This is a genomic window from Gemella sp. oral taxon 928 (assembly GCF_001553915.1).
GTDB classification, from domain to species: domain Bacteria; phylum Bacillota; class Bacilli; order Staphylococcales; family Gemellaceae; genus Gemella; species Gemella massiliensis.
Map to the genome: position 1 here is coordinate 25251 of NZ_CP014233.1, position 14422 is coordinate 39672.

The following is a 14422-nucleotide window of genomic DNA, read 5'->3' on the forward strand; positions in this document are numbered from 1 at the left end:
TATATTATAACAAATCTGAAAACGATTTTTCTCATCTTGCTTAAAAGTTACTTTCATTGTATTTTTTTACTATTTAGGTAATATTTTACTAATCATCTTTTAAACTTGATACAATCGCTTTCCTTTTCATTATTTTTATGTTATTATACTTTATAATAATAATCACAATGAAAAATTTAGTAAATTTTACTCAAAGGAGTGAATTATGTTTTTTAATAACTTAAAAGAAAATTACGATAAATTATCTATCTCCGAACAACAAGCAATAGACTATTTAATGAAACAAGATAATATTGAGTACGTCACGTTAAAAGAAATTGGACAAGCAGTCTTAGTTTCTTCATCAACCATTATCCGTGCTTGTAAAAAACTCGGCTATAACACATTTATTGATTTAAAATATGATTTGAGAACAAGCAAAGAATTATCCAAAAGCGAAAATTCATCCACTTCCAACTTCGTTCAATTAAAGGAACAACTAAGCGTTGAATTTGGACGTACCATGTCTATCTTAAATCAAAAAGATTTTGAGATATTTTCGGATATTATTATAAAATCCCGCAGAATTTTTTGTGTCGGTAGTGGTTCCAGTTATATGGTTATGAGCGATTTCAATAGAAAGCTCAAACTTATCAATCTCTGGTCTAACGATTATTTCGAACATTATTCTATAAAACGCATATCCGATATTTCAACAAACAAAGATGTTATTTTGGTATTTTCTTTAGGAGGAAATACCGAGATTATCAACGACAGCCTTCTAGAAGCAAAACAAAACGGAACAACCATTCTTTCAATAACCAGCTTGTCTAACAGCCCCCTCGCTAAAATAAGCGACCATGTTATAAAAGTCTATGACGCACCTAAAACCAGAAAAAAAATCCGCTCTCGCCTTATGTTAAATGTTGTCGGAATTATTCTTTTTGAAACAATCGTCAACACCATGAGCCCGGGTCAGTATATTATAGACTAATAATACGAGTATAAAATAAAGATTTTTACACTACAAATAATTCAAAATATATTGACAAATATATTCCAAAATAAAAACTAAAAAACACTAGGTAGATAGCTATATTCAAAAAAATATTTTTTAAAGTACGGCTAAATAATAAGTTACCTAGTGTTTTATTATGTATATATTATTTTACAAATATTACAGTAATGATTAGTGGTATGAACTCCTACAACTACCCTACTACGTAAGTGGATTTTTAAGTTAGAATTATCGCTCTTCCATATATTTTTGAATTTCTTTGGAGGTTAACTTCCTCACTTTTGTATTATTATACTCTCTATACTTTTCAACAGCAAAAACAGATTTCATAGTATTGCAAGTTTTATCCTTGTTCTTCCTTAAATAACTTTTCAATTCTTTACTATTTGCTAAAATTTTATACGATAATCTTCCATTTCTCTCATTTTTTATCTCGTAAATACCACACGAACTTTTCATACTGTAATCGGCTGTTCGTAAATATAATTTTGCAATTTCCAAAGATTTAAAAGGGAAATTCCATCTTTTCAGCCCTCTAACCGGATCACATTCAATACAAATACAACGCCCACACATTCCACAAATATACTGAGTATGATCTTCTAAACATTCCAAAGGATTTAACAACGGTGTTATTCTATTTTCAGTTGAGTAACACTCCTCACACATTTTTTCTCCCACCTTTCCAATGCTCTTTTCTTGTACATTCACTTAATTATTTTTCCTATATTATACCATTTTACAATTTACTTATACAGTTATTGACCAATATACTTATAAAAAATGAAAGAAAGATGATATAATAGGATTAAATAGCGAAAGAAAAAAGGAAAAATTGTAATGAATACTCCAAATAACAAAAAAGAAGAATTATTAAAAAAATATAACCTTTGGATTAAAAAAAATATGTTCAAATTTTTATTTGGCGTTATTTTATATTTAATTATTCTAATAGTAAACTTTATTTTCTTTAAAAATAATAAGGTCACTATCTTCAGTACCCTACTTATTTTTTCATATACAATATATATTTATACTTTACGTTGGTTTATTACAAAACATCTTATCGGAAAAATTAATAATATTGATTTTTAACTATATAAAGCGGCTCAAAATTAAGATTTTATTAAAAATCAATTTTGTTAAGTAGAAATCTCCAACAATTCATTAGATTTGAAAAAACTTTTTAAAGCATATTCCTAAAGCAATAAATTTACAACCCTGACTACTTATAAGTAAAGTTTATCAGAATTTTTATTTTTTAAATCAGTTCTTTAATTATTGTTATACCACTTCAAAAAAAGAGATGAGTTTCCACACTCACCTCTTTTTTTCTTCACTACTAAACTGAAATATTCCCTTTTTAACCTTTATATAACTCTACTTTAACATATGATTTTCCCATAATTTTATTTCATTTTTATTGTTTACATAAATGAATATAATAAGAAAATCTTTTTGGGTCTTAATCACTTGTTAATATATCTAAATTTATTTTCTTCTTAGAAATTTATATAAATTTAACTATTACGAAAAGATTTTTTTTATGATATAATTAGAAAATATAATTTATAAAAGAAAGGAATTTACATAACACAGAAAAAAAATTCAAAACTATTTCTCGTTCTATTTTTAGGAACGTTATCTGCATTTGGACCATTTGTCACAGATTTATATCTGCCGGCACTTCCATTTATGGCAGAATACTTTGGAGCTAATACTTCGACTATTCAGTTAACACTTACAGGAAGTATGGTAGGGCTTGCGTTAGGACAACTTCTTATAGGTCCTATCAGTGATAAATTCGGGCGTAAACAACCCTTAATTATTAGTCTTATTATTTATTTAATCAGCACTATAGCTATTATTGTTTTCCCCAACATTTACGCAATGATTATTTTGCGATTTGTTCAAGGTATTTCATCAGCAGGGGCAGTTGTTATATCTCGTGCTATCTCTACCGACCTTTATCGCGGAAAAGAAATGGCGGAGTTTTTCGCTTTACTTATGGCGGTTAATGGACTAGCTCCGATAATCTCTCCTGTTGCAGGAAGTCTGTTGCTTCAATTAACAGATTGGCGCGGTATTTTTATTACACTTGCAATCATCGGTGCAATAATAATTATTGCAGCTTTTAAATTAGTAGAATCATTGAAAGAAGAAAAAAGACTTAATGTACCTATATTAAAAACCTATAATTCTATAGTTTTAGTATCAAAAAATAAACTGTTTACTATTCTTGTTTTAATTCAAGCATTTGCATTAGCAACCATGTTCGCTTATATAGCCGCATCTCCATTTATTTTACAAACACATTATAAACTATCACCATTCTTATATAGTTTGTGCTTCGGTTTAAACGGTTTCGCTCTTGTTGTAGGTAGTAAGGCAGCCGGACGCTTTAAAGAAAAGAAAAGTATTAAATTAGGATTAAGTATTATGCTAATTCTAAGTATTTACTTAGCTATTATTTTAACTTTAGCATTGCCATTTTTATTTGTTGAAGTAGGCTTTTTCTTTTTATTGCTGGGATTAGGATTTATACTTCCTTCGGGTTCCGCTCTTGCAATGAACTTGGAAAGAGAACGTGCAGGTAGTGCTTCTGCATTATTCGGTTTCCTACCGTTTTTCTTGGGGGGTGTAGTTTCTCCACTCGTCGGATTGGGTAATATTTTTCATTCCAGTGCTATAGCAATCGTTTTTTGTTCAGCAATTTCTTATTTACTGTTTAAAACTATCGAGAAAAAAATATAATATTAATAATCGTCAAATAATCTTGATTTGGCGATTATTTTAATTATCAATTATAAATTTCACAATAGTTATTCTATAAATAAACTTTTAATAAAGGTGTTTTACTTACCGAGATATATCAAGTTTGTTACAAAACATTAAAAGAGTGATGAATTTTTCCATCACTCTTTCTTTTCCTGATTTTTTAATCAGTTTTGTTTAATAGCCCAAAACGTTTATTACTTTTGTTTATTTCTATTCTTCATCTTTTCTTTTTCTTCTTAATGCTAATCCAAGTCCTGCCAATAATGTTGCCACTCCTGCATATATTCCATTTGTTGCCTCATTACCTGTTTTTGGTAATGGTGTTTTTGGTGTTGTCGGTGGTACCGGATTAGTTGTCGGATTGGTGTCTATGTCTAATACTCCGTCTGATGTACGGGCTATATTTTTAATCTCTTTGCCATATGTTTCTTCATTGACTTTTACTTTAAATGTTACTGTCCATGTTTCACCTTTGGCTACTCTCTTAGTCCATACTACTTCTCCGTTTGTGTATTTTCCATTGTTATCTGCTGAATTTTCTACATATGTTGTGTATTCAGGGATTTTATCTTTAATTGTTACATCTCGGTCTTCTCCCGTTGTATTTGTGTAACTTACTGTATATGTTAAGATATCTCCAGGTTTTACCGCTTTTCCGTTTATTGTTGTTCCTTTATTATCTACAACATCTTTTATCGGCTTTTTCGGTGTCGGGTTATTTGTTGGGTTGGTATCTATATCCAATACTCCGTCTGATGTACGGGCTATATTTTTAATTTCTTTACCATCTACGTCATTGTTTACTTTTACTTTAAATGTTACTTTCCATGTTTCGCCTTTAGCTACTTTTTTACTCCATGTTACTTCACCATTAGCGAATTTTCCGTTGTTATCCGCTGAGTTTTGTATATATGTTGTGTATGCCGGGATTTTATCTTTAATTGTTACTTCTCTATCTTGGTCTGTTGTATTTTTGTATTCAACAGTGTATGTTAGAGTTTCTCCAGGTTTTACTACTTTTCCGTTTATTGTTGTCCCTTTATTGTCTACAACATCTCTTACCGGCTCTTTTGGCGTTGGATTTGATGTAATGTTTGTATCGAAACTATTAGCAGCATCTTTTGTATGCCCTATATTATCGATTACTTTTCCGTTTACATCACTATCAACTTTTACTTTAAATGTTACACTCCATTCTTTACCGTCTTCTACTGTTTTTTTCCATGTAATTTTTTTGGTGTTATTGTCGTATGCCCCGTTATCACTTGCACTGTTTTCTATATATTTTGTGAATTTTGGAATAACATCGGTAATTTCTACTTCTTGTGTTTTTCCAGTTGTATTTTTATAATCAATTTTATATGTTAATTCTTGATTTGGTTTTACTACTTTTCCGTCTATGTTTGTTGTATCCTGCCCTGTAAATACTTTTTTACTTGGTTTTACCGGTGTATTTACTTTAACAGGCTCTGATATTACTTTGTAAACATTATTAATATCTAAATCAAAATGATTTTCATATTTTGTACCTTCTTTTGTTACCTTACCTGTAATAATCGGTGAAGGCACTTGTGCTTCTTTCGTCGGTTCAGCATTTATTTTACTTAATAGAGCGTCTTTTGCTTTAAATATAAGTAATCTGGAATCTTTATCATATGTTACATCATAATCCGGACTGGCTTGTTTTGTTCCTTCTAGGTTAAGTTCATACCCTTCCGGCAATATATCTTTAAATACTAATGATTTAATTTCTTCGTGTCCTGCAGGGAAGTTTGATGTTTGTAACTTAAATTTTACAACCGAACCTGTTTGAACTGTGGCGTTATTTATATCTTTATCAGCTTCATCTGTTACTTTTTTCTCAACTTGTGATTTAACATAAAGAATATCGTAATGATAATTTACTTTTATATCCGGTTTTTTAGGTTCTACCGGTGGTGTTGGTGGTGTTGGTTCTACAGGTTTTATTGGAACACCCAGAGCTTTAATGTCTGAGTTTAAAGCAAACCATACACAACCACTTTTGTATGAGGCAATATCTAAACTAATTTCTGGATTAGTCACTCGCCCTACAATAGCACCATACCACTTATTAGTTGCACTTTCTGTATCCCATTCTGTAACATCAAATCTTGATCCTCTACTTTTTGCCGTATTGTCTTTACTTGCATACGCACCACCATCAGCTTGTGGGGTAATAGAAGATCCTGAAATAGTAATATACTCTCCATTAAAAGAAGCAACCTTCTCAATCGCATCTATTTCTACTTGTGACGAACCATTCCCACGATTTAATGACGAAAAACTAAGCAATGCTCCTCTAGTATCAATTTCTTTACCAGCCTCATCATAAAATTTTACTTTTAAGTTAATTCGTGCACTACCAAAAAAGTCATTATACCATATCGTAACAGTGGGATCATTTTGTAGAACAACTGGAAGTTTATTAGGTACTTTTGCCCCAGTAATATCTGTAAAAGTGTATGTATATACTACTTTAGAAATTTTCTTACCATTGAAATAAGAATTTTGTAAATTTGTATAGGTAGCCACAAATGGTTTATTTTTTTCTAACATAACCCTTGCGGCATTAGCTCCTTGACCTTTGTTTAATATATCAAAATATACATATCTCCAAGGTTTTGTTCCAACATTCCAAGATTTTACTTCTTTTTCAAATTCATCTCTTGTATATTTCTTAGCAGAAAAACTTAACTTTGCGTTAGGTTCAGATTTAAAAATAAGAAATTGTGGATATGGCTTAACCATATAACCATCCTCGTTTTTCTTTTTCTCAAGCTCGTCCATTGCTTTTTTATATTTTTCAAGAGCTTTATCATATTCTTGTTTTTTCTTATCATACTCTGCTTTTTCTGCATTGTATTTATCTAATTCCTGTTTTGCTTGTTTTAGCTTTTGTATCTGTTGATTATAGTCGTCTTTTATCTCAGCGATTTTTTTATCCGCTTCAACTTTTGTCGCCGCTACCCCTTTATCAATATCACTTTCTTTTTTTACATTTACTCCGGTATCTTGTGCTTGTTTTACACTCTTGTCAAGTTCTGTTCTATCAACAGTTACTTCAATACCTTTATCTTTATCCGCTGCGTGTATTGTTAAATTCTGTGTTGATACACTAAGCAGCATTAATAACGATAAAAACAAGGTAGATGCCTTTCTACCTTTTTCTTTGAGTTTCATACTCATAATATAGCCTCCTTTATTATTAAAAATTAATTTTTCGATTAAAATTTTATTTTTGCATTTGCAAATTTTCTTCCTTTCTTTGTATTTTAAAGTAGGATTTAATTTACAACAATAGTTTAGTATGTTATAATATATATTAGGAATAATAGTTTACATCGCTGATATAAGTGGTTTCCTCTTGTTAAGTATTTTATAATATTATGTATTATTTAAGATGTAAATTAAATCCTACATTTTTATACACAATTTTATTATAATACAAGAAAAACACACCTTAGTAAATGTTAAAAAATTGTTTAAAATATAACTACTCACGAAAAATCCTTATCTAACAGTCAAATATTTGTAAGGTTTTGATGACTATATGCAAAACAAAAAAAGAGCAAACTTTAAATAATAAAGTTCACTCTTTTTCTTATTTTATTTATTTTTATCTCATACCCCAAGCCGAAAGTCCTTGTGCTTTATATGCTCTGGTTGCCGCATTTATTTGATCTTGAACCGTTGCTGTTGAACCCCAACCGGGCATTGTTTGGAATAACCCAGACGCTCCTGAAGCATTTCTAGCGTGTACTTGTCCGTTAGATTCACGCGCAATAATAGCTTCCCAAGTTGAAGCCGGTACTCCCGTTCTTCTTGCCATTTCTTGTGCAGCCGCTGAGCCTGTTGCACCGGCAGTATTACCATTTCTTAATACTATAGATCCTCCTGCAGTTTTTGCAGTGTATGTTGCCGTACTTGTTTCTGCCGCCGGACGTTGTTTTGTTCCGACAAGTACCACTTTAGTTGTCGGTTCTGAAATTACTTTCTCTGAAACTACTTTCTCTGAAACTACTTTTCCATCTTCTTTAACAGCTTCAACAGTTACTTCTTTTTCACCGTCTTTACCTTCTACTTTTGTTACTTTTTCATCAACATATTTAGAATCATCTTTTTCTTCTTTAGTTTCAAATTTAACAGCTTCTTTTCTCGTTTCGGTATCTTTATTTACACGAGTAATTTTTATAGTGTCAACAGTTGCCACTTCGCTATCTAAACTTGGTGTAACTTTATCATCCGATCCTAATGTGATATTCAATTCTTTTAAAATATCCTCTACTTTTGTATAAGTAGTTTTTCTTGTTGTTTCTTTACCGTTATCTACTATCGTAATTTCACGTGCTCTATAAATATTAATTGTTTCTCCGCCTTTTACTTTAGTATCCAATCCCGGTTCAACTCTATCGTCTGCTCCGAACGGAATATTATTGGTGATAAGAACTTCTCTTACCGTACCTTTTTTTGCTTTAATATCTATTCTGGTATTATCTAAATTCACGGCGAATGCTGATTGCCCTGTGTATTCTTCTGCAACCATAAAAGCTCCTGATAATAATACTCCTGCTGTTGCTGCCGATGCTACAATTTTTCCTAATTTCATCTAAATCATTTTCTCCTTTATATCTATTTTAAATAACTTACAAGCATTATTAAATGTTTGTTCTGTTAACGATTTATAACTCATCTCTCTAAGATCAGCTATCTCTTGTGCTACATAATGAACGTAGGCGGGTTCATTTCTTTTACCTCTGTATGGTGTCGGGGTCAAATATGGGCAATCCGTTTCGATTAGTAATCTATCAAGCGGACATGCTTTTGCGACTTCTTTAGGTGTTTTCGCACTTTTAAATGTGACCGGGCCACCAAGTGAAATATAAAAGTTTTCTTTCAGCATAATATTCATACTCTCTACCGAGCCTGAAAAACTATGCATTATCCCACCAATTTCACCTGCATTTTCTTCCTGCAAAATTTGAATTGTGTCTGCCATCGCATCACGAGTATGAATAACGATTGGCTTTTTAACTTCTTTTGCCAGTGCTATCTGGCGTCTAAATACTTCTTTTTGAACTTCTTTCGGACTTTTATCCCAGTGATAATCAAGACCAATCTCGCCGATTGCCACTACTTTATCATTCGTTAATGCGATTTTTTTTATCATTTCGTATTTTTCTTCCGTAAAATCAATCGCCTCTACCGGATGCCAGCCGACCGTCAAGTATAAAAAGTCGTATTTTTCCGTAATTTCTAATGCTTTTTGAATACTTTTATCATCGAAACCAACTATGTTAATTAACTTAACACCTTGCATTTTAGCACGCTCTATTGTTTCTTCTAAATCTTCTAAATAAGCATCATCATTCAAATGTGCATGTGTATCAAATAACATATCATGCCTCCTTCACCTTTACGATTATAACAAAACAAAGTGTCAATAGAATATCTAAACTATTTCAATTAGATTACAATATTTTTTCATCTACTTATAAATTATTATTTCTTAATATTAACCTTATTTAATTCATACTTAACAAATTCTTTGTTCATATTTATTATTTTCCATATTCTAATACATTACATTATTTAACTTCAGTAGCTTCTATCTTTTGCCGGTTGACATTCAAGTGTTATTTTTATAAAATTGTAACTATAAAATATTTATTAGGAGGATGTTTTATCAAATTGATAAAGCTAAACTGATTTATGAGTAAAAAAATATTGGTAACAGGCGGTGCTGGTTTTATCGGTTCACACACTTGTATCGAATTATTAAACAATGGAAATGAAGTTGTTATAGTTGATAACTTATACAATGCTAATAAAAAAAGCATTGATATTATTGAACGCATTACCGGAAAAAAAGTAAAATTTTACCAAGTAGATATTAGAGATGAAAAAGCTCTGGAAAATGTATTTGAAACAGAAAAGAATATTTTTGGAGTTATTCACTTCGCCGGTCTAAAAGCTGTCGGTGAATCTTGTAAAATACCTCTAAAATATTATGATAATAATATTACAGGTACACTTGTACTATGTCGTGTAATGGAAAAATACAACTGCAAAAATATTATCTTCAGTTCGTCGGCAACTGTATATGGTGATCCGCACACATTACCGATAAAAGAGGATTTCCCATTATCAGTAACTAACCCGTACGGTAGAACAAAATTAATGATAGAAGAAATTCTTGGTGATATTTATACAGCTGATAAAGATTGGAATATAGTTTTGCTTCGTTACTTTAATCCGATTGGAGCACATGAAAGCGGAGATCTTGGAGAAGATCCTACCGGTATTCCCAACAATTTGCTTCCATATGTTATGCAAGTTGCCGTTGGGAAACTAGAAAAAGTAAATGTCTTCGGTGATGATTTTAACACACATGACGGAACCGGCGTTCGAGATTATATTCATGTTGTTGACCTTGCATGCGGACACGTAGCCGCACTTAAAAAACTTGAAAAAGATAGCGGCTTAACCAAATATAACTTGGGAACAGGTAACGGATATTCAGTCCTTGATATAATCAAAAATGCATCTCTTGCAGTAGGTAAAGATATTCCTTATGTAATTACTGAAAGAAGAAGCGGTGATATTGCCGCTTGTTATGCGGATGCTACTAAGGCAAAAAAAGAGTTGGGTTGGGAAGCGAAATTTGACATTAAAAGAATGTGCGAAGATTCATGGCATTGGCAAAGTAAACATCCAAACGGATTTTAAGATTAATTAGAACTAGCCTAAACGCTAACATTTCAATAAAAATTTTTGAACCACTCCATGAAAATTCCAGATTTTGATTTAAACACAAAATCTGGAATTTATTATTTATATCTTTAAATTATTTATAAACTACCATAAAGGCTCCACCTAAAACAACATCTTCTGCTGCCGTGCTACGCTGCTGCCATATTTTATCCATGTTATACCAACGATCTGTTTTATCCATATTATCCGGATCAATCGCTTTTGTATTCCCATTATGATATCCGCTTAGAATAACGGAATGGGTACTATTTCCTTTAACAAAGATCCCATGCCCTACAATGCCAAAAACAATATAACCTTTTTTAAGAGATAATTCCAAATCTTCTTTAGAATTTACAATACGATATTTTAACCCCCAATTTTCCAGTGCCAACGCAGCACCTAGACTTGATGTGCCTGTAAATGTGGTATTCATCTCCATTGACGTATTATAAATATAATCGGCAACTTGAACAGGGGTTACATCTTCTTTTAATTCTGAAATAATCATTGCTAATGAGGTAGGTACGCAGCCTGTAATTTTCAAGTTTGATAAACCGTATCTCTTACCTCCCCATCTGCTGTCAGCTTGATAATACTGTGGAAATTTTATCGGTTTTGTAAAATCGGAATAGCTTTTATTGTAAAAATTTTCAATAGGTTCTTCATCGGCATAATACTCCCACTTCCCTTGTTGGTCTTGTATCCAATCTCCCTTTGCTTGTGTAATTCCATTGGTTAGAAATAAACCTATTGTTACTAAGCCTATAACCAATTTTTTCATAACTATACTTACTCACCCCAAACTATATATTTAACAATTTGTTAATAGTATTTTCATATTAATTATATTTTCATTATAAAAGACGCTATTCTTTTATTATTTTTAGCCATAATATTTTACAACTTAGTATTATATGAATTAAATTCTAGCCATATATAATATACTCTTAATTTTCAAAAATTTTTTAATAATTTCTATGTATATAATCTTTAACATTCTTATAAAAAGCCTGTTATTCAAACTGCGCTAATATTTTTTTAGCTGTTTCTAAATTCATGTGTTTTTCTTTTTGTAACTTTTCTACAACTTCTTCCAGTTGCTCATTGGTAGCTCCGGCTAAAATTGCTAACGATTTAGCGTGTAGTTTCATATGTCCCTTTTGAATACCTGTACTTACCAAGGCACGCACTGCCGAAAAATTTTGCGCTAAACCGACAGATACAATAATTCCCGCTAAAGTTTTAGCATCCGGATTTTTCATTAAGGAACGCGCAACTTTAACGCTCGGATTAATCCCGATAGAGCCTCCAACACTCGCTATAGGCATAGGAAGTGATAATTCTCCAATCAATAACTCTTTTTCATAATCACAAGTCCAAGTCGATAATCCCTCATAGCGAAAATTTTTAGTTGCGTAGCTTTGGCAGGCAGATTCTACCGCACGCCAATCGTTTCCGCTGGCAACAACTACACTATCTATTCCGTTAAAAATTCCCTTATTATGTGTAGCCGCACGGTAAACGTCCATTTTGGCAAACTTTCCGGCCAATTCCATTTTTTTAGCTATCTCTTTGCCGTTTTCTTTTGAAAGTTTATCAAACGGAATCTCACATTTTGAGCTGACTATTGACCTGGTAGCATAATTAGAAAGAATAGCCATTAAAGAATTTCCGCCTGTTAATTGTTCAAGAAACGGCTTAATTGCTTCCAACATTGTATTCAGCATATTAGCACCCATTGCTTCCAAAGTATCAACAATTAAATAAACTACAACAAAAGTTACATCATCTTCGTTAAGAATTTTTACTTCCAACTCTCTTGCTCCGCCACCACGCTTAACGATTGACGGATATGCTTCATTTGCTATTTTTATAATAGTTTCACTGTTAGTTGTAATAGTATCTTTGGCAAGGGTATAATTTTCTACATCGTATAACGCAACTTGACCTATCATTTTTCTGTCATGAATAACGGTCTTAAATCCGCCACAAGAAGAAATAATTTTCCCGGCGTTACTGCACGCCGCAACAACAGACGGCTCTTCTGTTACAAAAGGAACACAATAGGTGATATTATTAACAACAAAGTTTGGAACAACACTAAACGGTAGCGAAAAAGTTCCCACTACATTTTCCACCATATTAGTTGCCGTTTCAAAATCTAAAACCTTATTTTCTTCCAATAACTCAAAACTACTTTCATCAAGTATTTCTTCTTTTATAATATCCAAACGTTCTGCTCGGTTTTTTTTATAAAATCCGCTCCAATTTTTTTTCATGAAATCTCCCTTTTAATTATTGTCTTTTATAGATACGTTTATGATTTTCTATTTTTTCTAAAACAAACATACTGTCATCTTTAATATCTGAAATATCTAAATTACCGTCTTTATCAGGTAAAGTACATCTAAAGAACATATCTTCATATTGCTCCACTGTAATTCGTTTACGTTTATTAAAATCATCAAAGCGATTATTACGAAGATGATCTCTATACCCTTGTACAAGCGTCATGCTGAAAATTTCCGCTACAGCTCCGCTACCATAACTATAAAGAACTATCTTATCCCCGGCATTTAATTCTGCACTATTTTCTATAAGAGATAATAATCCTAAAAACAGTGAGCCGGTGTAAATATTCCCTACTCGTTGACTATATAACATAGATTCATCAAAACGAGTTAATAATCTTTCTTTTAAATCTGTATCTGTCTTATTTTCTAATAAGGCATTTAACCCTTTAAGACCAAGTTTTGGATAAGGCAGATGCAAACAAACGGCAGAAAAATCCTCCAGCGAAACTTTTGCTCTTTTTTCATACTCGTCCCATGTTGTCATTAAACAATCAAGATACTGCTCTGTAGAAAATTTTCCTTCCACAAAAGCATAATTTGAATAGTTTGGTCGCCAAAAATCCATCACATCACGAGTTTGACAGATATTATCATTGTTCAATTCCAATACTCTCGGATTTTTAGCAACAAGCATAGCACAACTTCCTGCTCCTTGAGTAGATTCTCCGGAAGAATTTTTTCCATATTTAGCTATATCACTGGCAATAACCAATACTTTGGAATCCGGATTATTAAGAACATGATTCTTGGCAAAATCAAGACCTGCAGTTGCACCGTAACACGCCTCTTTTACTTCAATTGCTCGAACAAAAGGATTCATATCCAGTAAATTATGAATAAAAACAGCGGCGGCTTTACTTTGGTCAACCCCCGACTCAGTTCCGACGATAATCATGTCAATTTTTTCTAAATCATCTTTATCTAAAATTTCATATGCAGCCTGAGCTCCTAATGTTACTATATCCTGACTGGCAGGCGGAATACTCATTTCAAGCTGTAATAAACCTTTTGTGAATTTATCAGGTTCTACTCCACGTGCAGCTGCCAAATCACAAATATCTAAATAATACTCCGGCATTGCGAACCCAATTTTATCAATTCCAATTTTCATATCAATTCTACCTTTCGATTAATAATCAAACTTCTATCGCAAATTTACATTATTCACAAATTATAGTTAAATTTGTCGCAACTACTATTTTATAAGATTTTTTCAAATTAGTCTACTTATACCCTCCAAATTTAAAAATTTATTTCTATTTTTGCTTGTTTTTTTAATATAATCGTATAAATATTACAATTTTTTTATAAATTTTTATCAATAAGCAATGGTATTGAATATATTTATAATCAGCTTGGATTAATCTTAACATTTTCAGCATTAGATATATAAAATATATAAAAATGACCTACGTTCGGTATAAATATTTATTCCGTTATTAATGTACACAGTAAATTTCTTAAGGTTCACCTGAACATATACCCTCAAGTGAAGCCGGTATCCCATCACTAAGAATAA

General features: G+C 31.7%; 11 protein-coding genes and 1 pseudogene. 4 read left to right on the forward strand and 8 right to left on the reverse strand.

Annotated elements, in window-relative coordinates; genetic code table 11:
- Positions 1–205 precede the first annotated feature (205 nt).
- On the forward strand, positions 206–973 hold the full coding sequence (locus AXE85_RS00100; RefSeq protein WP_062171751.1) for a MurR/RpiR family transcriptional regulator: 768 nt from the start codon (positions 206–208) through the stop codon (positions 971–973).
- 252 nt (positions 974–1225) lie between these two features.
- On the opposite strand, the gene AXE85_RS00105 is transcribed toward AXE85_RS00100, so the two are convergent.
- Positions 1226–1708, reverse strand: a complete 483-nt coding sequence (locus AXE85_RS00105) for a hypothetical protein (protein ID WP_231723784.1) — start codon at positions 1706–1708, stop codon at positions 1226–1228.
- 129 nt (positions 1709–1837) lie between these two features.
- Here AXE85_RS00105 and AXE85_RS00110 point away from each other — a divergent pair, with 129 nt between their 5' ends.
- Positions 1838–2092 carry a hypothetical protein gene (locus tag AXE85_RS00110; RefSeq protein ID WP_062171754.1) on the forward strand — a complete coding sequence of 85 codons (255 nt, stop codon included), beginning with the start codon at positions 1838–1840 and terminating at the stop codon, positions 2090–2092.
- A gap of 495 nt (positions 2093–2587) precedes the next feature.
- The gene (locus AXE85_RS00115; RefSeq protein WP_062171757.1) at positions 2588–3751 is read left to right on the forward strand and encodes a multidrug effflux MFS transporter; all 1164 of its coding nucleotides are present in this window, start codon (positions 2588–2590) and stop codon (positions 3749–3751) included.
- 234 nt (positions 3752–3985) lie between these two features.
- On the opposite strand, the gene AXE85_RS00120 is transcribed toward AXE85_RS00115, so the two are convergent.
- The 4 genes and pseudogenes from AXE85_RS00120 to AXE85_RS00130 form a co-directional block, all read right to left on the reverse strand.
- Positions 3986–6982, reverse strand: coding sequence for a GbpC/Spa domain-containing protein (locus tag AXE85_RS00120; RefSeq protein WP_062171760.1), 2997 nt, complete (start codon positions 6980–6982; stop codon positions 3986–3988).
- A 430-nt stretch (positions 6983–7412) separates the two neighbouring features.
- A complete protein-coding gene (locus tag AXE85_RS08830) occupies positions 7413–8006 on the reverse strand; it encodes a G5 domain-containing protein (protein WP_371524246.1) in 594 nt (197 codons plus the stop codon).
- 63 nt (positions 8007–8069) lie between these two features.
- Positions 8070–8402, reverse strand: a pseudogene (locus tag AXE85_RS08835) (ubiquitin-like domain-containing protein); the annotation flags it as partial.
- Positions 8403–9191, reverse strand: coding sequence for a TatD family hydrolase (locus tag AXE85_RS00130; RefSeq protein ID WP_062171767.1), 789 nt, complete (start codon positions 9189–9191; stop codon positions 8403–8405). It lies immediately after the preceding pseudogene.
- Positions 9192–9505: 314 nt separating this feature from the next.
- Between AXE85_RS00130 and galE the strand changes: the two genes are divergently transcribed.
- Positions 9506–10522: a UDP-glucose 4-epimerase GalE gene (galE, locus tag AXE85_RS00135; RefSeq protein ID WP_062171770.1), complete on the forward strand. Its 1017-nt coding sequence runs from the start codon at positions 9506–9508 to the stop codon at positions 10520–10522.
- 118 nt (positions 10523–10640) lie between these two features.
- Here galE and AXE85_RS00140 read toward each other — a convergent pair whose 3' ends face one another.
- The 3 genes from AXE85_RS00140 to AXE85_RS00150 form a co-directional block, all read right to left on the reverse strand.
- Positions 10641–11330 (reverse strand): C39 family peptidase, encoded by a 690-nt coding sequence (locus tag AXE85_RS00140; protein ID WP_062171774.1) that lies wholly within the window; start codon positions 11328–11330, stop codon positions 10641–10643.
- Positions 11331–11562: 232 nt separating this feature from the next.
- The gene (locus AXE85_RS00145) at positions 11563–12828 is read right to left on the reverse strand and encodes a hydroxymethylglutaryl-CoA reductase, degradative (RefSeq protein WP_062171777.1); all 1266 of its coding nucleotides are present in this window, start codon (positions 12826–12828) and stop codon (positions 11563–11565) included.
- 16 nt (positions 12829–12844) lie between these two features.
- Positions 12845–14014: a hydroxymethylglutaryl-CoA synthase gene (locus AXE85_RS00150; RefSeq protein WP_062171780.1), complete on the reverse strand. Its 1170-nt coding sequence runs from the start codon at positions 14012–14014 to the stop codon at positions 12845–12847.
- Positions 14015–14422 lie beyond the last annotated feature (408 nt).